Source organism: Streptomyces sp. NPDC040622, assembly GCF_055593965.1.
In genome coordinates this window covers 210,987-229,211 of the sequence record NZ_JBVIXD010000008.1, presented here as the reverse complement: position 1 = coordinate 229,211, position 18,225 = coordinate 210,987, and the positions used below count along the sequence as shown (strand labels likewise).

The 18,225-nt window shown below is 72.0% G+C and carries 16 protein-coding genes and 1 pseudogene; 12 read left to right on the top strand and 5 right to left on the bottom strand.

What is annotated here, in order from left to right:
• The first annotated feature begins 68 nt into the window (after positions 1-68).
• Complete coding sequence (locus ACZ592_RS24260; RefSeq protein ID WP_471583711.1) at positions 69-1,340, top strand: papain-like cysteine protease family protein; 1,272 nt, start codon at positions 69-71, stop codon at positions 1,338-1,340.
• A 168-nt stretch (positions 1,341-1,508) separates the two neighbouring features.
• Here ACZ592_RS24260 and ACZ592_RS24255 read toward each other — a convergent pair.
• Positions 1,509-2,108 (bottom strand): annotated as a pseudogene (locus tag ACZ592_RS24255) (penicillin acylase family protein); the annotation flags it as partial.
• Between the two features lie 94 nt (positions 2,109-2,202).
• On the opposite strand from ACZ592_RS24255, the gene ACZ592_RS24250 reads away from it, so the two are divergent.
• Positions 2,203-3,720, top strand: coding sequence for an acyl-CoA synthetase (locus tag ACZ592_RS24250; protein ID WP_471583710.1), 1,518 nt, complete (start codon positions 2,203-2,205; stop codon positions 3,718-3,720).
• Between the two features lie 32 nt (positions 3,721-3,752).
• On the opposite strand, the gene ACZ592_RS24245 is transcribed toward ACZ592_RS24250, so the two are convergent.
• The gene (locus tag ACZ592_RS24245; protein WP_471583709.1) at positions 3,753-4,103 is read right to left on the bottom strand and encodes a helix-turn-helix transcriptional regulator; all 351 of its coding nucleotides are present in this window, start codon (positions 4,101-4,103) and stop codon (positions 3,753-3,755) included.
• Between the two features lie 257 nt (positions 4,104-4,360).
• On the opposite strand from ACZ592_RS24245, the gene ACZ592_RS24240 reads away from it, so the two are divergent.
• Complete coding sequence (locus tag ACZ592_RS24240) at positions 4,361-5,068, top strand: anti-sigma factor antagonist (protein WP_471583708.1); 708 nt, start codon at positions 4,361-4,363, stop codon at positions 5,066-5,068.
• Positions 5,069-5,129: 61 nt separating this feature from the next.
• Here the strand turns inward: ACZ592_RS24240 and paaK are convergent, their stop codons facing one another.
• Positions 5,130-6,413 carry a phenylacetate--CoA ligase PaaK gene (gene paaK / locus ACZ592_RS24235; protein ID WP_471583980.1) on the bottom strand — a complete coding sequence of 428 codons (1,284 nt, stop codon included), beginning with the start codon at positions 6,411-6,413 and terminating at the stop codon, positions 5,130-5,132.
• A 224-nt stretch (positions 6,414-6,637) separates the two neighbouring features.
• Between paaK and ACZ592_RS24230 the strand changes: the two genes are divergently transcribed.
• Positions 6,638-7,483, top strand: a complete 846-nt coding sequence (locus tag ACZ592_RS24230) for an alpha/beta fold hydrolase (protein ID WP_471583707.1) — start codon at positions 6,638-6,640, stop codon at positions 7,481-7,483.
• Between the two features lie 124 nt (positions 7,484-7,607).
• A complete protein-coding gene (locus tag ACZ592_RS24225) occupies positions 7,608-8,222 on the top strand; it encodes a chorismate mutase (protein WP_471583706.1) in 615 nt (204 codons plus the stop codon).
• Here the strand turns inward: ACZ592_RS24225 and yczE are convergent.
• Positions 8,205-8,855, bottom strand: a complete 651-nt coding sequence (gene yczE / locus ACZ592_RS24220; protein WP_471583705.1) for a membrane protein YczE — start codon at positions 8,853-8,855, stop codon at positions 8,205-8,207. The two genes, ACZ592_RS24225 and yczE, sit on opposite strands and share 18 nt — an antisense overlap.
• A 185-nt stretch (positions 8,856-9,040) precedes the next feature.
• Here yczE and yczR point away from each other — a divergent pair, with 185 nt between their 5' ends.
• Positions 9,041-10,531 (top strand): MocR-like transcription factor YczR, encoded by a 1,491-nt coding sequence (gene yczR, locus ACZ592_RS24215; protein WP_471583704.1) that lies wholly within the window; start codon positions 9,041-9,043, stop codon positions 10,529-10,531.
• Between the two features lie 140 nt (positions 10,532-10,671).
• A complete protein-coding gene (locus tag ACZ592_RS24210) occupies positions 10,672-11,622 on the top strand; it encodes a LysR family transcriptional regulator (protein ID WP_471583979.1) in 951 nt (316 codons plus the stop codon).
• A gap of 145 nt (positions 11,623-11,767) precedes the next feature.
• On the opposite strand, the gene ACZ592_RS24205 is transcribed toward ACZ592_RS24210, so the two are convergent.
• Positions 11,768-13,390 carry an acyl-CoA synthetase gene (locus ACZ592_RS24205; RefSeq protein ID WP_471583703.1) on the bottom strand — a complete coding sequence of 541 codons (1,623 nt, stop codon included), beginning with the start codon at positions 13,388-13,390 and terminating at the stop codon, positions 11,768-11,770.
• 198 nt (positions 13,391-13,588) lie between these two features.
• Between ACZ592_RS24205 and ACZ592_RS24200 the strand changes: the two genes are divergently transcribed.
• The 5 genes from ACZ592_RS24200 to ACZ592_RS24180 all read left to right on the top strand — a co-directional run bounded on the left by ACZ592_RS24200 (position 13,589) and on the right by ACZ592_RS24180 (position 18,091).
• Positions 13,589-14,389 carry a crotonase/enoyl-CoA hydratase family protein gene (locus ACZ592_RS24200; protein ID WP_471583702.1) on the top strand — a complete coding sequence of 267 codons (801 nt, stop codon included), beginning with the start codon at positions 13,589-13,591 and terminating at the stop codon, positions 14,387-14,389.
• 104 nt (positions 14,390-14,493) lie between these two features.
• The gene (locus tag ACZ592_RS24195; RefSeq protein ID WP_471583701.1) at positions 14,494-15,456 is read left to right on the top strand and encodes a Zn-ribbon domain-containing OB-fold protein; all 963 of its coding nucleotides are present in this window, start codon (positions 14,494-14,496) and stop codon (positions 15,454-15,456) included.
• Positions 15,457-16,536: a thiolase domain-containing protein gene (locus ACZ592_RS24190; protein ID WP_471583700.1), complete on the top strand. Its 1,080-nt coding sequence runs from the start codon at positions 15,457-15,459 to the stop codon at positions 16,534-16,536.
• A gap of 38 nt (positions 16,537-16,574) precedes the next feature.
• Positions 16,575-17,741 carry a thiolase domain-containing protein gene (locus ACZ592_RS24185; RefSeq protein WP_471583978.1) on the top strand — a complete coding sequence of 389 codons (1,167 nt, stop codon included), beginning with the start codon at positions 16,575-16,577 and terminating at the stop codon, positions 17,739-17,741.
• Positions 17,742-17,848: 107 nt separating this feature from the next.
• Positions 17,849-18,091, top strand: coding sequence for a DUF397 domain-containing protein (locus ACZ592_RS24180; protein WP_471583699.1), 243 nt, complete (start codon positions 17,849-17,851; stop codon positions 18,089-18,091).
• The last annotated feature ends 134 nt before the right edge of the window (positions 18,092-18,225 follow it).

Genomic DNA, 18,225 nt, shown 5'->3' with positions numbered 1-18,225 from the left:
ATATGCTGATATGGGTTTCCTGATGACATTTCGTCACGTCCGATATGGATCATCCGAAGGGCACCCAGATGAAGCACCCTCGAAGGGCCACCGCATGCGCGGCCGCCGTCACCGTCGCCGCACTTCTGAGCCCGGCAGTCGCGAGCGCGGCGCCGCCGGCCGCCGACCCCACGCCGCCGCCCGTGCAGCACAGCCAGACCTGGGCCGACGCACCCGCCGCCGACCGGGCGTCCGCGCGCGTCCTGCGGCTCGAACAGCAGGCCCAGGAATCCCCTTCGTGGGACTGGGTGGCGGTAGCGTCCTCCGTCGCCGCGTACTACGGCAAGCCGATCTCCCAGAAGGACCTGTGCCGCAAGGTGGCGGAGAAGAAGGCGCCTGGCGAGGACTGCCGCAGGCGCGGCGGTGACATCCGCGACATCCGCGACGCGCTGGAGGCCTCCGGAGTCACCGGCAGCAAGCTGTCCGCCCGCAAATTCACCTTCGAGCGCCTCCGTGCCGAGATCGACGCGGGCCGGCCCGTCATCGGCCACCTGGAGGCACCGGGCAGCGACGTCTCGCACACCCTGGTCGCCTACGGCTACGACGCCGCCAAGAACTGGATCTACTGGGCCGACTCCTGGCCCACCGCCTCCCGCTACAACTGGGGCGACTTCCATACCGTCCTCAAGAACTCCGAGTACCGGCTGACTGCCACCCTGGTCAACGTCGGCCCCGGCAAGAAACCCGCCGCCAAGCGGACGGATCCGTCAGCCCCCCGTTCCGCCTCCCTGCCCGAGGGCCTCGGCGGCGGCACCACCTTCGACGAGGCACGCAACAGCTCCAGGACCGCCAAGCTGCTGCCCATCGCCATGCGCAAACAGGAGCACGACGAGTGGTGCTGGGCGGCCAGCGGTTCCACGCTCGCCCAGTTCTGGGGCCGGAATTTCACCCAGAACCAGTTCTGCAACATGGGCCACGGCAAGAATGCACACTCGTGGCTGCTCAACTGGCCCTGTGTGAACAAGCCGGCCAGTTTGAGGCAGGAGCAGACCGCCCTGCGCGCCGCCGGGATCAAGCCGGGCCAGCAGTACGGCAAGCCGCTCAGCTTCGACCAGGTCAAGTCGGAGATCGACGCGGGCCGACCGGTTTACAGCGGCATCAACTGGACCAATGGCGGCGGCCACGCCCACCTGATCTTCGGGTACGACACGGCCACCAAGTCCCTCTACTGGGGCGACCCCTGGATGACTGCGAACCGCTACAACTGGGCGCCGATCGACTACTACACCCAGAACGACTCCTACCGCTGGGCCCTCGGAGTCAAGAACATCTTCCGCGAAAAGCGGACGTCCGGGACCTGAACGGGCCACGGCGGCCGGCGTCCCGGAGAACCGACGATTCGTGAAAGTCGATCTTGCGGCCTCTGGGCGGCGGCACGGCAGGCCGGGGCCGTCATTCGTGAGAGCGGCATGGTACGCGGGGGCCCGGGCCTGCCGACGGCGACTGCCTGCGGGGGCGTGGTTGAAGAGGAGCAACGAGTCGCCGGACACGGTGAGTTCACCGGGGATGGTCTCCTGCGACTGCCAGAAGCGTCGGCCGCCCTGCCAGGGGCAGTGCGGGGTGCCCAGCAGCAGGCCCGTGCCGTTCGCTGTGGTCTTCCCGGTGAACGCGACGGCGTTGGAGCCCATGTCGGCGTCCTGCGTGGAGAACATCTCGCGGGCGGCCTTCGCCGTGCGGCCAAAATCGGCCGAGCGGTCCTTGTCCGTCGAGCCCGGCGGGGTGGCGGACGTGATGCCGTCGATCCCGCGCCCCTGCCCGCCGAGCACCTGCACGGCGAAGCCCTGCCGTGCCACGTCGAGCGCGGTGATCGGGCGGACCCAGTCGGCCTTCGCGCAGGCCGTGTCGGTGATGCGGTTCCGCTTCAGCCAGGCGTGGCAGCCCGCGGCGAAGCCCCGCATGAGCTCCCTGAACCGGCGGCTCGGTCCTGCGGGCGCCGGTGGGCCGAGCAGCTTCTCCACCGTCCCGGCCTCCCGCACGCCGCGGAAGCACAGGTCGCTGCCGAGGTTGGTGGACGCCGAGGACGGCGCGGCGCCGGGAGAGGCGTCGGGGCCGAAGTGCCGGGAGCGTTGAGCGTGCCAAGCGGTTGGTCATGTGGGGCGTCCCTCGGCACGTCCCGTGCGGTGGACCTTGACCGGGGCGGCGCGCGGCCCGGAGGATCACGCCATGACGGGTGTACGCGACAACACGGTCGACGGAGTCCTCAGGCGCAGCGCGCGCCGCTCACCGCGGCGCACGGCACTGCGCTACGGCGAACGGTCCTGGACGTACGGGGAACTCGACGACGCCGTGTCGCGCGCGGCCGGCGCCCTGCGCGAGAGCGGCCTGGGCCACGGGGACCGCGTCGGCGCCTACGCCCACAACTCCGACGCCTATCTGATCGGCTTCCTCGCTTGTGCGCGGGCGGGTCTGATCCACGTGCCGGTCAACCAGAACCTGACCGGTGAGGACCTCGCGTACATCGTCCGGCAGTCCGGCAGCTCCCTGGTCCTCGCCGACCCCGACATCGCCGGACGCCTGCCGTCCGCCACCCCCGTACTGGCCCTGCGCGACACCAACGACTGCCTGCTCACACGGCTCGCCACAGCGCCGCCGTACGGCGGGGACGGGCCCCGCGTCGACGACCTGGCGCAACTGCTCTACACCTCCGGCACCACGGCGCTGCCCAAGGGCGCCATGCTCTCCCACCGGGCCCTGGTCCACGAGTACGTCAGCGCGATCACGGCCCTCGACCTCAGGGAGAGCGACCGGCCCGTCCACTCGCTGCCCCTGTACCACTCGGCGCAGATGCACGTCTTCCTCATGCCCTACCTCGCGGTCGGCGCCGAGAACACCGTCATCGACGGGCCCGACGCCGAGCAGATCTTCGACCTCGTCGAGGCGGGCCGCGCCGACAGCCTCTTCGCGCCGCCCACCGTGTGGATCGGTCTCTCCCGCCACCCCGGCTTCGCCACCCGCGACCTCGCGGCGCTGCGCAAGGCCTACTACGGGGCGTCGATCATGCCGGTACCCGTCCTGGAGCGGCTGCGCGCCCGGCTGCCGGGACTCGCGTTCTACAACTGCTTCGGGCAGAGCGAGATCGGCCCGCTCGCCACGGTCCTCGGGCCCGAGGAGCACGAGGGGCGGATGGATTCCTGCGGCCGCCCCGTCCTGTTCGTCGAGGCGCGCGTCGTCGACGAGGGCGGCAGGGAGGTGCCGGACGGCACCCGGGGCGAAGTCGTCTACCGCTCACCGCAGTTGTGCGAGGGCTACTGGGACAGACCGGCGGAGACGGCGGAGGCGTTCCGCGACGGCTGGTTCCACTCGGGGGACCTCGCGGTGCGGGACGCGGAGGGCTACTTCACGGTCGTCGACCGGGTCAAGGACGTCATCAACTCCGGGGGAGTCCTCGTCGCGTCGCGGCAGGTCGAGGACGCGCTGTACGAGCATCCGGGCGTCGCGGAGGCGGCCGTGATCGGTCTGCCGGACGAGCGGTGGATCGAGGCGGTCACCGCCGTCGTCGTACGCGGCGACGGCGGTGACGGCGACAACGTGCTGACCGAGGCCTCACTCATCGCCCACGCGCGCGAGAAGCTCGCCCATTTCAAGGCGCCCAAGCGGGTGCTGTTCGTGGACGAGCTGCCGCGCAACGCGAGCGGGAAGATCCTCAAGAGGGAGCTGCGGGAACGGTTCGGCGAGGTCTGACCCGGTCCGGCCCGGGCGGTTCCCCACCGCGGTCAGGTCGTGGCGTGGTGGCGTCCGCCGCCCTCGGTCGAGTTGGCGCGGTCGGCCTCGTCCCGGGCGAGCAGGGAGAGCAGGGAGGCTACGGAGAGGTCGGATTCGGCCGGGTGGCGCAGCACCCTGCTGGGGTCGATCCGGTAGGCGTTGCTCCGCCCCTCCTTGGTGTGGGAGAGATAACCGTCCTGCTCCAGGTCCGCGATGATCTTCTGGACAGCGCGTTCGGTGAGCCGGCAGTGAGCGGCGATGTCACGGATGCGGGCGTTGTGGTCGTCGGCGATGACCGCCAGCACGCGCGCGTGGTTGGTGAGAAAAGTCCATCCGGTATGTGGCTCAGGCACTCCATCCATGAGTCAACTCTATGACTTGGCATGCACGTTTTCAAAAACACGTACTCAATTTCAGGTATCAGTTGACGGGTGTGGGCCGTGGCGGGCAGCCTGATGGCGGTGGCAGGGAACGAGGAGAGGGAGAGGTCATGCCGGACCCCACACGCTCTCGGCATCCCCTCGCAGGCGAGGGCGTGGTCCATGGCCCGGGGAGCCGCGTCGTGGCGCCCCGGCCGACGCCTCCTGTCTCTCCCGTGCCGGGCGGGGTCCGGAGGGTCATGATGGTGCGGGGCGATCTCGACCTGCACACGGTCAAGCGGCTGCGGCCCGATCTCTGTCTCGCCCTCACCCACGCGGACGGCGGCATCGACCTGGACCTGCGCGATGTGGAGTTCTGCGACTGCTCCGGCCTCAACGTCCTGATCAGGCTGCGTGAACAGGCCCTGAAGATGGGCAAGACCGTCGTCATCACCGTCAGCAGCCCCATGGTGGACCGGCTGCTCGAACTGACCGGCACCCGCCACCTTTTCGTACCCGCCGGCGAAAAGGGCAAGGAGGAGGAGGGAGGCACGGCGGACGACGTGGACGAGCCGGCCGGGATCGGAGTGTGCCCGGTCGTTCATGAGATGCCCCGGGAGGAGTCCGATCAGGAGCTGCGCGTCGTGGTCGCCCAGCTGCGACGGGCCATGCGGACGCGGCCGACCATCGACCTGGCCCGCGGCATCCTCATGTCCTCCTTCAACCTGAGCCCCGAGGCGGCCTGGGACGTGCTGGTCACCGCCTCGCAGAACACGAACACCAAGCTGCACCTGCTGGCCGGTGACGTCGTGGGCGCCGTCCAGGGAGGCGCCCTGCCCGACGCCGTGCGACGGCAGTTGGAGGCCGCGGTCACCAAGGCGAACTCGGCGCCCGCCGGGCCGGGGGCGGGGCCGGGCCCCGTTGCCACCGTGGTCGAGCCCTGCCCGCCCCCGGACGGCGTGCCATGAACGGTGCCCTCCCGCTCAAGGTCGTCGCGTGCCAGCCGCCTCGGCGCCGCGGATCGGCTCCTCAGCCCCGCAGGTCGACGATCCGCTTGAACTTGCCGACCGACCGCTCCAGCGTCTCCGGGTCGACGATCTCCACGCCGACCGAGACACCGATGCCGTCCTTGACCGCCGCCGCGATCTCCCGGGCCGCGGCGGCGCGGCGCTCCGGCGGTGTGTCCGGGCGGGCCTCGGCCCGTACCGTCAGGGCGTCCATGCGGCCCTCGCGCGTCAGACGCAGCTGGAAGTGCGGGGCGACGCCCGCCGTGCGCAGAACGATCTCCTCGACCTGGGTGGGAAAGAGGTTGACGCCCCGCAGGATCACCATGTCGTCGCTGCGGCCCGTCACCTTCTCCATCCGCCGGAAGACCCGCGCCGTGCCGGGCAGCAGCCGGGTCAGGTCCCGTGTCCGGTAACGGATCACGGGCATGGCCTCCTTCGTCAGTCCGGTGAACACCAGCTCGCCGCGCTCGCCGTCCGGCAGGACCTCGCCCGTGAACGGGTCCACGACCTCGGGGTAGAAGTGGTCCTCCCAGATGTGCAGCCCGTCCTTGGTCTCCACGCACTCCTGCGCGACTCCCGGGCCGATCACCTCCGAGAGGCCGTAGATGTCGACGGCGTCGATCGCGAAGCGCTCCTCGATCTCCCGCCGCATCTCCTCCGTCCACGGCTCCGCGCCGAAGATGCCGACCCGCAGTGATGTCGAACGGGGATCCACGCCCTGCCGCTCGAACTCCTCCAGGAGCGTGAGCATGTACGACGGGGTCACCATGATGATCTCGGGGCGGAAGTCCTGGATCAGCCGCACCTGGCGCGCGGTCATGCCGCCGGAGGCGGGGATCACCGTGCACCCCAGCCGTTCCGCGCCGTAGTGCGCGCCCAGGCCGCCGGTGAACAGGCCGTACCCGTACGCCACATGGACCTTGTCGCCGGGGCGGCCGCCCGCGGCCCGGATCGATCGCGCGACCACGTCCGCCCACATGGAGAGGTCCTGCTCCGTGTAGCCGACGACCGTCGGGAGTCCGGTCGTGCCGCTGGAGGCGTGCAGGCGGCGGACCTCGGACTGCTCCACCGCGAACATCCCGAACGGGTAGTTGGCCCGCAGGTCGTCCTTGGTGGTGAACGGGAACCGTGCCAGGTCGGCGAGCGAACGGCAGTCGTCGGGCCGGAGGCCCGCCTTGTCGAACGCCGCCCGGTAGAACGGGACGTTCTCGTACGCGTGCAGCAGGGTGTCCTGGAGGCGCTCCAACTGCAGGGCCCGGAGCTCGCGGGGGCCGAGCCGTTCCGCCGCGTCCAGCAGTGGCGGCATACGCGTCATAGGGAATGCTCCCGTCGTCAACGGGCGACCGATCATTCGGTCGTCGATCTTCTGGTGAGCTCAGTAATCCAGGCCCTGAGGTGGGCGTCAAGAGATCGCGCGCCGCTGCTTCGAGCTGCGGCGCGAGGGCATGGGCCACCGTCATGGGCCAGGCCGGGACGGTGGCGTCCGGACGGCGTTGCCCGGGCGGGACGCGGAATGTGATGATCATCCCCATGCCGACATTCAGCGCATACGACGGGACGGAGCTCGCCTACCACGAGAAGGGGGACGGCGAGCCGCTGGTGTGTCTGCCGGGCGGTCCCATGCGCGCCGCCGCCTACCTCGGCGACCTGGGCGGCCTCACCGCGAACCGCCGTCTGATCCTGCTCGACCTGCGCGGCACCGATGACTCCGCGGTGCCGGACGATCCGGCGACGTACCGCTGCGACCGGCTCGTCGACGACGTCGAGGCCCTGCGCGCACACCTGGGACTCGCACGGGTCGACTTGCTCGGCCACTCGGCGTCCGGCAACATCGCCACGCTCTACGCGGCCCGCCATCCGCAGCGGATCCGCACCCTCGTCCTGGTCGCCCCGGGCACGCACGCCGTCGGCCTCACCGTCACCGACCAGGACCATCGCGAGGCGGCAGCGCTGCGTGCGGACGAGCCCTGGTTCCCGGCGGCCGACGCGGCGTTGCGGGAGATCGCGGCAGGACGCAGCCCCGCCGAGGTGTGGGACGCCCTCGCGCCCCTCGCCTACGGACGCTGGGACGCCGCCGCCCAGGCGCACCGCGCGGCGAGCGCCACCGAGAAGAACGCGGAAGCGGCGGCCGCCTTCTACGCGGAGGGCGCCTTCGACCCGCCCGCCACCCGCGCCGCGCTGCGGTCCCTGTCCGCGCCGGTCCTCGTCCTCGCGGGGGAGTGGGACGGCGGCCCGAACCCCGCGCACGCCGAGGAGTTCGCCGGTCTCTTCCCGCACGGCGTACGCCAAGTGCAGCCGCGCGGCGGACACTTCCCGTGGCTGGACGACCCGGAGTGGTTCGCGCGGCGGGTCGCGGGTTTCCTCGCACAGGACTGAGGGCCCGCCCGCCCCGCATGCGGCGCGGGGCGCGCCAGGCGCTCGTACGATGGCCGTCGGCCGTGAGCGATCACCGTCACCCGCGGCCGACGACGTCCGTCACCGACCCCCAGGGGGAACCGCCGTGCGCTTCGCCACTCCCGCCCGCAGCCTGCTCGTCGCCGGTGTCCTGGGCGCCGCTCTGCTCACGGGAGGAGGCGGCACGGCCGTCGCGGACACCGCTCCCCGCGCCGCGGCCACCCCGTCCGCAGGCCCCTACGCACAACTCCACCCGCTCGCCGGCCTGTCCGCACAGCGCCTGGCCACCGCCGATCTCGTCGCCGCCGCCAAGTACGGCACCGACAGCCCCATCGACGACCCGGCCCGCGAGCGACAGGTCCTCGACGCGGTGGCCACGCAGGCGAAGGAGGCCGGCGCCGACCCGGTCGCGACCGTGCGGGTCTTCCGCGACCAGATCGAGGCCAACAAGGTCGTCCAGCGCGGGCTGTTCCGGCGCTGGGACGCCGACCCGTCGCAGGCCCCCACGGAGCGCCCCGACCTCGCGGAGGTCCGTGCGGAGATCAACCGCGTCAACGGCGCGCTGGTGCGGGGCATCGCCGCGTCCGCGAGCGCCCGAACGGCGCCGTACTGCGGGCCTGTGCTGACCGCCGCGGCCCTGCGCGTGCGGCACGCGGACCGGCTCGACGCCCTGCACTCCGCCGCCCTGGGCCGGGCGCTGCGGTCAGTCTGCGCGGGCTGAGAGCCGGGGGCGGTCGCGGGGCACGCGGCAGGCGAACCACGGCATGCAGTGCTGGGTGACGGTGCCGACCGCCACGGCGTACAGCACCGTGCCGGCGCCGACCGTCCCGCCGAGCAGCCAGCCGACCGCGAGCACGGCCAGTTCGATGACGGTACGGACCCTTCGCAGCGAGTGGCCGGTCAGTGCGGCCGCACCGGTCATCAGGCCGTCGCGGGGGCCGGGGCCGAAGCGTGCGCCGACGTAGACGGCCACGGACAGGCCGTTGAGCACCACGCCGCCGCCGAGCAGCCCGATCCGGGCGGGCAGGCCGAGGTTCTCGGGAACGACGTACAGGCCGAGGTCGCAGGAGAGGGCCAGCACGGCGATGTTGGCGAAGGTGCCGAACGCCGGCCGCTGCTTCAGAGGTATCCAGAGCAGCAGGACGAGCACCCCGACGACGGCACTGATCATGCCGAAGCTGAGCGGTGTGCGGCGCTCCAGGCCCTCGTTCAGGGCACTCCACGGATTCAGGCCCAGGGCGGCCCGGACCAGGAGGGAGAGGCTGAAGCCGTACAGGGCGAGCCCGATGAGGAGCTGGGGAAGTCGTCTCCAGGGGCTTTCGCGAAGAGGGACGTACGAGATGTCCTGCCGCATGGTCGGGGTGCCTCCGTGCCGGTGTGCGAATGCGTGTACGAGGGCGCGTCATGCGTGTGCGCGCCCTCGTACACGCGGTTCATGAACGTGCGCTCCTTGAAGGCCGATGCCACGCCTTCAAGGCCATTGCGGCAACTCTGTAGAGTGATTGGCCCGGAAAACACAGCCAATCCCAGGAGAATGGTGTGGTCGCAGCGAGAGCGGAGCGTCCTGTCGGCGAAGCGGCAGTGCGCACGGAGCGGACGCTGGGCAGCCGGCAGCTCGCCGCGATGCTGCCCGACCCGGCGGCCAGGCGGCCCGCCTACCGCCACCTCGCCCGGGCGATCGGCGACCTGATCCTCGACGGGCGCATCGCGCTGCACGTCAGGCTCCCCGCCGAACGGGAGCTGGCCGCCGCCCTCGGCACCAGCAGAACCACGGTCACCGCCGTGTACGACCTGCTGCGCGAGAGCGGATATGCCCACAGCCGTCAGGGCGCCGGTACCTGGACGGCGCTGCCCGAGGGCCGTGCCCCCAGCGGCGTCCGTCGGCTCCTCGCGGCCGAGGACACCGCGATCGACCTGGCCAGGGCCGCACCCGGGCTTCCTGAGCGGGAACTGTCGGACACCCTCGTCCGGATCGCGCCGCGGCTGGCCGGGCACGCGGACACCCCCGGCTACCACCCCTACGGACTGCCGGACCTCCGTGCCGCCGTCGCGGAGCGCTACACCCGGCGCGGTCTCGCCACCGTGCCCGAGCAGATCCTGGTGACCTCGGGCGCCCAGCACGCGCTGACCCTCGTCCTGGGCCTTCTGTGCGGTCCCGGCGACCGCGTCCTGACGGAGAACCCCTCGTACCCGAACGCCCTGGAGGCCATGCGGCGCGCCCGGCTGCGCACGGTCTCGGTGCCGGTGACCGACCAGGGCTGGGACATCGGCATCGTCGAGTCGGCGTTCCGTCAGACCGTGCCCCAACTCGCCTATCTGATACCCGACTTCCACAATCCGACCGGCTGTCTGATGCCCGAGGCGGACCGGGGTGGGGTGCTGCGCGCGGCCCAGCGGTCCGGCGGCTGGCTCGTCGTCGACGAGACCCTCGCCGAACTCGCCCTCGACGTACCCGCGCCGCCCCCCTTCGCCTCTCACGCGGCGCCCGGCGGCGCGGGACAGCTCATCACCGTCGGCTCCATGAGCAAGACCCACTGGGCCGGCCTGCGCATCGGCTGGCTGCGGGCCCCCGCTCGCGTGGTGACCGAACTCGCCGGGCAGCGCGTCGCCACCGACATGGGCGGCTCGGTGCTCGACCAGCTCCTCGCGCTCGACCTCCTCGACCGGGCGGACGAGCTGCTGCCGCCCCGCCTCGCACAGCTGCGCGCCCAGCGCGCCGCGCTCGCCGCCGCCCTGACCGAGCACTTCCCGAGGTGGACTTGGCGGCTGCCGCCCGGCGGTCTCTCGCTCTGGGTGGACCTGGGGGACCCGGTCGCCTCGGCGGTTGCGGAGCGGGCCCTCGGCCACGGCGTGCGGATCGAGAGCGGCTCCTGCTTCGCCACCGACCCGGGCGTCTTCGAGCAGCGGCTCCGCATACCTTTCACCCTCGCGCCCGACACCCTGCGCGAGGCGGTACGGCGCATGGCCGCAGCCGGGGCCGAGGGGCCCGCGCCGTCGTCCGCCGCCTGGCGCCCGCACTGGGTGGCCTGATCCCTTATCCCTGAGCACTGAGCCTTGCGCCCTGAGCACTGAGCCCTGCGCCCTGAGTCACGAGTCACGAGTCATGAAAGGATCAGTGCCCGATCGTTGACCCAGGCGTAAGAACACAGTTCAGGAGCGCGCACGTGGCCATGGACCTCAACCTGCTGCGCGTCCTGGACGCGCTGCTCCAGGACAACAGCGTGACCCGCGCCGCCGAGCGGCTCGGCACGTCCCCCGCCGCGGTGAGCCGCACGCTGGCCCGCCTGCGCCGTGCCGTCGGCGATCCGCTGCTGGTCCGCGCGGGGCAGGGGATGGTCCCCACGCCGCGGGCCCTGGAGCTGCGCGAGGAGGTCGGCGCGCTGCTGCGAGGATGCGACAACGTGCTGCGGCCCGGGGCGGGGTTCGACGCCGTCCACCTGCGGCGCACCTTCACCGTGCAGGCCGCCGACGTGCTCCTGGTCGGACTCGCGGGGACCCTGGCGGACCGGCTCCACGCCGAGGCCCCGCACGTGGACGTGGTCTTCCTGCCCGAGGCCGTGGAGGGCGGGCCCGCGCTGCGGCAGGGCTGGGTGGACGTCGAGTTGGGTGTGCTCGGTCACCTGGACCCGGAGATCCGGACCCGGGCGCTGTCGACGATGCGGCTGGTGGGCGTCGCCCGTGAGGGGCACCCCCTCTTCGACGGGCGGATCGATGCCCGGCGCTTCGCCGCGGCCGACCACATCGGCATCTCCCGGCTCGGCAAGCGCCAGGGCCCCATCGACGCCGCGCTGGCGGAGCTCGGCCTGCGGCGCCGCATCGCCGTCGTCGTGCCCAGCCACCCCAGCGCGATGATGCTCGCCCGCGAGACCGATTTCGTCGCCCTCGCCCCCGACGGCTGGCTGCCGGGCACCATCGCCGCACTGGGGCTGCGGTCCTTCCCCATCCCGCTCGACCTGGACCGCGCGGAGCTCGGGATGGCCTGGCACCCCCGCAACTCGTCCGACCCGGGGCACCGTTGGTTCCGCGACCACCTGGCCGCCGCGGTGCTCGGCGTCGAGCAGGACATCCGCCCGGCACGACGCGAGCACGCACCGGACGCCGCGGGCCCGGCCTCCGGGTGACGGCAGGGGTGTGAAGACCGGCCCTGGGCCGGCCTTCCGGCGGGGCGCGGTCCTCCGGCGGGGCACAGTCCTTCGGCGGGGCACAGTCCTCCGGCGGGGCACCGGGACGGAACTCGCCGTGGGTGCGGGGCTCAGGGTGTCCCGGTCAGGACGTCCCGCCGCCCGCCGCCACCGCCTTCGCCCACCGGTAGTCGGCCTTCCCGCTCGGCGAGCGCTGGATGCTGTCCGTGAAGACCACGGCCCGCGGGATCTTGTAGCCGGCGAGCAGCGTCCGGCAGTGGGTCTGTACCGCCTCAAGGTCCAATGCGGGTGCTCCGCCGCGGAGTTGGACGACGGCGGCGACCCGGCTGCCCCACCGCTCGTCGGGGACGCCCGCGACCAGCGCGTCGTACACGTCGGGGTGTGACTTGAGGGCCTGCTCGACCTCCTCCGGGTACACCTTCTCGCCGCCCGTGTTGATGCACTGCGAGCCGCGTCCGAGCACGGTGACGATGCCGTCCTCGTCGACCGTCGCCATGTCGCCGAGCAGGACCCAGCGCTCGCCGCCCTTCTGGAAGAAGGTCTCCGCGGTCTTCGCCGGGTCGTTGTAGTAGCCGAGCGGGACGTGGCCGCGCTGCGCGAGGCGGCCCACCTCGCCCACCGGGACCGGCTCGTGCGTCGCCAGGTCCACCACCTGGGTGCGTTCGTTGACCTCCAGGCGGAAGCCCTTCTCGGGGCCGGAGTCGTCCGTCGCCTTGCCGTTGGAGCCCGACTCGGAGGAGCCGAAGTTGTTCAGGAGCAGCACGTTCGGGGCGAGGTCCTGGAACTGGGCGCGGACCGTCTCCGACATGATCGCCCCGGACGAGGAGACGCTGAACAGGGACGACAGGTCGGTGCCCCGGAGCGGGCCGCGCAGCGCGTCGATGAGCGGCCTGAGCATCGCGTCGCCGACCAGCGAGACGCTGGACACCTTCTCCCGCTCGATCGTGCGCAGCACCTCTTCGGGGACGTACTTGCGGTGCAGGGCGACCCGCTGCCCGTAGTTGAAGGCGATGAAGGACGTCAGCGTCGACGTGCCGTGCATCAGCGGGGGAGTGGGGAAGAAGGTGAGGCCGGGGCCGCCCGCCGCGACGCGCTCGGCCAGCTCCTCGGGCCGCTTGACCGGCTCGCCCGTCGGCTCGCCGCCGAAGAGGCCCGCGAAGAACAGGTCTTCCTGGCGCCACATGACGCCCTTGGGCATGCCCGTCGTGCCGCCCGTGTAGATGATGAAGAGGTCGTCGGCCGAGCGCGGCGCGAAACCGCGTTCCGGTGAGCCGGCCGCCTCCGCGTCGGCGAAGGCCACCACGTCGAGCGGGGGAGCCCCGGCGGGCGGTTCCCCCACGCGTATCAGGTGCCGCAGCTTCTCCGTGCGGGGCAGTGCCGCCGCCACGCGCTCGGTGAACTCGGCGTCGAAGACGAGTGCCGCGAGGTCCGCGTCGCGGTAGAGGTAGACCAACTCTTCTTCCACATAGCGGTAGTTGACGTTGACGGGCACCAGGCGCGCCTTGAGGCAGCCGAGCACCGTCTGCAGGTACTCGACGCCGTTGTACAGGTGCAGGCCCAGGTGCTCGCCCGGCCGCAGGCCGCTGTCGATGAGGTGGTGGGCGACGCGGTTGGCCGCCGCGTCGAGCGCGGCGTACGTGAGGTGTTGCTCCGCCCCCGTGCCGGGATGATCGATGTAGACCAGTGCCTCGCGGTCGGGGACCACGTCGACGACCGACTCGAACAGGTCGGCAAGGTTGTACTCCACCGCACTCCTCCTGACCCCGGCGTCCCCAGTGACGTCTCGCTTGGCGGTCATCAGAGCAGAGGCACCCACAAGTGGGAAGGGGCCCCGCGCAAGAAAACTGACTGAGTGTCAGAAAACTATTGAACTGACTCCCCGGCTACTGCAACCTGTTCCAGGTCCGGCGGCGACAGGACGCCCGGCGATGGAGGGAGCACGGCAATGGGTGGGACCGAACACCTCTCCGTGCGGCGCGAAGGCGCCACACTGATACTCACGCTGAACAGGCCCGAGGCGAAGAACGCGCTGTCGCTGGCGATGCTCGTGGGCCTCTACGACGGATGGCTCGCGGCCGACGAGGACGAGGAGATCCGCTCGATCGTGCTGACCGGGTCGGGCGGCTCGTTCTGTGCGGGCATGGACCTCAAGGCCCTCGCGGGCAAGGGCATGGAGGGCGAGCAGTACCGGGACCGGCTCAAGGAGGACCCGGATCTGCACTGGAAGGCCATGCTGCGCCACCACCGGCCCCGCAAGCCCGTGATCGCAGCCGTCGAGGGTCACTGCGTGGCGGGCGGCACGGAGATCCTGCAAGGGACCGACATCCGCGTCGCGGGCCAATCGGCGACCTTCGGCCTCTTCGAGGTCAAGCGCGGACTGTTCCCGATCGGGGGCTCCACGGTCCGCCTGCCGCGCCAGATCCCCCGTACGCACGCCCTCGAAATGCTCCTCACCGGACGCCCCTACACGGCGTCCGAGGCCGCCGCGATCGGCCTGGTGGGCCACGTCGTCCCGGACGGCACCGCGCTGGACGAGGCGCTGGTCATCGCCGACCAGATCAACGCGTGCGGGCCGCTCGCCGTCGAGGCCGTCAAGGCCTCCGTGTACGAGACCGCCGAGATGACGGAGGCGGACGGTCTGGCGGCCGAGCTGAAGCGGGGGTGGCCGGTCTTCGACACGGCCGACGCGAAGGAGGGCTCAAAGGCCTTCGCGGAGAAGCGGGCCCCGGTCTTCCGGCGCGCGTAGCCGCCTCGCGCCCGAAGCCCGCCCTTGGCCCGCCCCGGCCCGTCGCACGGGTCCCCGCGCCCCTTCCGGGGCGCCCTCGTCGTCACGTGAAACGGAGTGCTCGAATGACATCCGCCCCCTCCCCGGAGGTGCTGCGCGCACCTCTGGTCGTCGAATTCCCCTTCACCCGCTCGCTCGGACCCGTGCAGAGCGCCTTCCTCACCGGTCTGCGCGAACGCACCGTTCTCGGCGTGAGGACCGGCGACGGCCGCACCCTCGTCCCGCCCGTCGAGTACGACCCCGTGACCGCCGAGGAGATCCGCGACCTCGTGGAGGTCGCCGCGACCGGCACCGTCACCACCTGGGCCTGGAACCACGAACCCCGCCGCGGCCAGCCCCTCGACACCCCCTTCGCCTGGGTCCTGGTCAAGCTCGACGGCGCCGACACCGCCCTCCTCCACGCCCTCGACGCACCGGGCCCCGACGCCGTACGCACCGGCATGCGGGTCCGCATCCGCTGGGCCGCCGAACGCGGCGGCGCCATCACGGACATCGCCTGCTTCGAGGCGTACGAGGGGGACGGCGAGGCAGCCCAACCCGTCGCGCACAACGGGCAGTTCGCCGACGCGGTGACCGGAATCGTCGCGGCGGCGCGCCTCGACTACACCTACTCGCCGGGCCGCGCCCAGTCGGCCTACATCAACGCCCTCTCCCAGCAGCGGACGGTCGGCGAACGCTGCCCGTCCTGCCGCAAGGTCTACGTTCCGCCCCGCGGTGCCTGCCCCACCTGCGGCGTCGCCACGGCGGAGCGCGTGGAGGTCGGCCCGCGCGGCACCGTCACGACGTACTGCATCGTCAACATCAAGGCGAAGAACCTCGACATCGAAGTCCCCTACGTCTACGCGCACATCGCCCTCGACGGCGCCGACCTCGCGCTGCACGCACGCATCGCGGGCATCCCCTACGACCAGGTCCGCATGGGACTGCGCGTCGAACCGGTCTGGACCGAGGGCGGCCGCTTCCCCGACCACTACCGGCCCACCGGCGAACCCGACGCCGACTACGACTCGTACAAGGAGCTGGTGTAGATGGCGCCCCCCAAGCCGTCCGTGATGCGCCCCGCCCGCGACGTCGCCATCGTCGCCTTCGGGCAGAGCGACCACCTGCGCACCACCGACGAGCTCTCCGAGGTCGAGATGCTCATGCCGGTGCTGCACGAAGTGCTGGCCGCCACCGGCCTGAAGACCAGCGACATCGGCTTCACCTGCTCCGGCTCGTCGGACTACCTCGCAGGCCGCGCCTTCTCCTTCACCATGGCCCTCGACGGCGTGGGCGCCTGGCCGCCGATCTCCGAGTCGCACGTCGAGATGGACGGCGCCTGGGCGCTGTACGAGGCGTGGGTGAAGCTGCAGACCGGCGAGGCCGACACCGCGCTCGTCTACTCCTACGGCAAGTCCTCGCCCGGCTCCGTGCGCGACGTCCTGACCCGCCAGCTCGACCCGTACTACCTCGCCCCGCTCTGGCCCGACTCCGTGGCCCTCGCCGCGCTCCAGGCCCAGGCGCTGATCGACGCGGGCGAGACCGACGAGCCCATGCTCGCCGGGGTCGCGAGCCGCAGCCGTGCGGACGGCGCCGCCAACGCCCACGCACAGCTGACCGGTTCGCTCCCGCAGGGCGACTACGTCGTACGCCCGCTGCGCACCGGGGACTGCCCGCCGATCGGCGACGGGGCCGCGGCGGTGATCCTCGCGGCCGGGGAACGGGCCCGGGACCTGTGCGAGCGGCCGGCGTGGATCCGGGGCATCGACCACCGCATCGAGGCCCACGGCCTCGGCGTGCGCGACCTGACCGAATCGCCGTCCACGCGGCTGGCCGCCGAGCGGGCCGGGGTCTTCGAACGTCCCGTCGACACCGCTGAGTTGCACGCGCCTTTCACCTCGCAGGAGGTCGTCCTGCGCAAGGCCCTCGACCTCGGCGACGACGTCGCCGTCAACCCGTCGGGCGGCGCGCTCGCCGCCAACCCCGTGATGGCCGCCGGACTCATCCGGCTCGGCGAGGCAGCCGCCCGCATCCACCGGGGCACCTCGGACCGGGCCGTCGCCCACGCCACCTCCGGGCCCTGCCTGCAGCAGAACCTGGTCGCCGTCCTGGAAGGAGACGCCCGATGAGCACTTCCGTGGGCACTGGGCCCGTGCGCCAGGGGGCGGTGGGCAAGGAGCCCGTCGCCGTCGTCGGCATCGGCCAGACCAAGCACGTGGCCGCCCGGCGTGACGTGTCGATCGCGGGTCTGGTCCGCGAGGCCGCGCAACGCGCACTGACGGACGCGGAGTTGACCTGGTCCGACATCGACGCAGTCGTCATCGGCAAGGCTCCCGACTTCTTCGAGGGCGTCATGATGCCGGAGCTGTACCTCGCCGACGCCCTCGGTGCCGTCGGCAAACCCATGCTCCGCGTCCACACCGCGGGCTCCGTCGGCGGGTCCACGGCGCTCGTCGCCGCCAACCTCGTCGCGGGCCGCGTCCACGGCACCGTCCTCACCCTCGCCTTCGAAAAGCAGTCGGAATCCAACGCGATGTGGGGGCTCTCCCTGCCCGTCCCCTTCCAGCAGCCGCTCCTCGCGGGAGCGGGCGGATTCTTCGCCCCGCACGTGCGCGCCTACATGCGACGCACCGGCGCCCCCGACACGGTCGGCTCCCTCGTCGCGTACAAGGACCGCCGCAATGCCCTGAAGAACCCCTACGCCCACCTCCACGAGGAGGACATCACCCTGGAGAAGGTCCAGGCCTCCCCGATGCTCTGGGACCCGATCCGCTACTCGGAGACCTGCCCGTCCTCCGACGGTGCCTGCGCGATGATCCTCACCGACCGGGCGGGCGCGGACCGTTCGCCCCGGCCACCCGCCTGGATGCACGGCGGCGCGATGCGCAGCGAGCCGACGCTCCACGCGGGCAAGGACTTCGTCTCCCCGCAGGCCGGCAAGGACTGTGCGGCCGACGTCTACCGGCAGGCCGGGATCACGGACCCGCGCCGGGAGATCGACGCCGTGGAGATGTACGTGCCGTTCTCCTGGTACGAGCCGATGTGGCTGGAGAACCTCGGCTTCGCGGCGGAGGGCGAGGGCTGGAAGCTCACCGAGTCCGGCGTGACGGAACTGGACGGCGACCTCCCGGTGAACATGTCCGGCGGCGTCCTGTCGACCAACCCCATCGGCGCCTCCGGCATGATCCGCTTCGCCGAGGCGGCACTTCAGGTGCGCGGCCAGGCCGGCGAGCACCAAGTCGACGGCGCCCGCCGAGCACTCGGGCACGCCTACGGAGGCGGTTCCCAGTTCTTCTCGATGTGGCTCGTCGGGGACCGGCCGCCCACCACCTGAGGCCGCTCGGCGCGCGGCGGGGACGAGGTCCTTCCGTCGCGGCCTGTCCGGCGCCGGGAGCGAAAGCTAGGCTGGCGCCGGACGACGCACTCGGGAGGAGCACGGACGTGGCCGAAAGCACCACTCAGCAACACCCGCTCGCGGGCTGGGACAAGCCGCAGCTCGACCTCAGCACGGCGGACTGGCGATCGAGCAGCGAGGGGCGCGGAGACGTGGAGATCGCCTTCGTCGAAGGCTTCATCGCGATGCGCAACAGCGGCCGCCCCGAGAGCCCTTCCCTGATCTTCACACCCGCGGAGTGGGGAGCCTTCGTCCACGGCGCCCGCGCGGGCGAGTTCGATCTGACGTAGCGGGGGCCGGGGGGGGGGGGGGGGCCCTGGGGGGGGGGGGGGGGGAGGGGGGGGGGGGGGGGTTTCTCCGCGGGACAGGGTGGGTGGGGGGGTTGGTACCCGGGGGTTTTCGCGCCGCAAAAACCAAAACCCCG

Bases quoted from the DNA above. Each gene is read 5' to 3' on its own strand.
- ACZ592_RS24260 (WP_471583711.1), top strand. From the start codon at position 69: ATGAAGCACCCTCGAAGGGCCACCGCATGCGCGGCCGCCGTCACCGTC.
- ACZ592_RS24250 (WP_471583710.1), top strand. From the start codon at position 2,203: ATGACGGGTGTACGCGACAACACGGTCGACGGAGTCCTCAGGCGCAGC.
- ACZ592_RS24245 (WP_471583709.1), bottom strand. From the start codon at position 4,103: ATGGATGGAGTGCCTGAGCCACATACCGGATGGACTTTTCTCACCAAC.
- ACZ592_RS24240 (WP_471583708.1), top strand. From the start codon at position 4,361: ATGATGGTGCGGGGCGATCTCGACCTGCACACGGTCAAGCGGCTGCGG.
- paaK (WP_471583980.1), bottom strand. From the start codon at position 6,413: ATGCCGCCACTGCTGGACGCGGCGGAACGGCTCGGCCCCCGCGAGCTC.
- ACZ592_RS24230 (WP_471583707.1), top strand. From the start codon at position 6,638: ATGCCGACATTCAGCGCATACGACGGGACGGAGCTCGCCTACCACGAG.
- yczE (WP_471583705.1), bottom strand. From the start codon at position 8,855: ATGCGGCAGGACATCTCGTACGTCCCTCTTCGCGAAAGCCCCTGGAGA.
- ACZ592_RS24210 (WP_471583979.1), top strand. From the start codon at position 10,672: ATGGACCTCAACCTGCTGCGCGTCCTGGACGCGCTGCTCCAGGACAAC.
- ACZ592_RS24200 (WP_471583702.1), top strand. From the start codon at position 13,589: ATGGGTGGGACCGAACACCTCTCCGTGCGGCGCGAAGGCGCCACACTG.
- ACZ592_RS24195 (WP_471583701.1), top strand. From the start codon at position 14,494: ATGACATCCGCCCCCTCCCCGGAGGTGCTGCGCGCACCTCTGGTCGTC.
- ACZ592_RS24190 (WP_471583700.1), top strand. From the start codon at position 15,457: ATGGCGCCCCCCAAGCCGTCCGTGATGCGCCCCGCCCGCGACGTCGCC.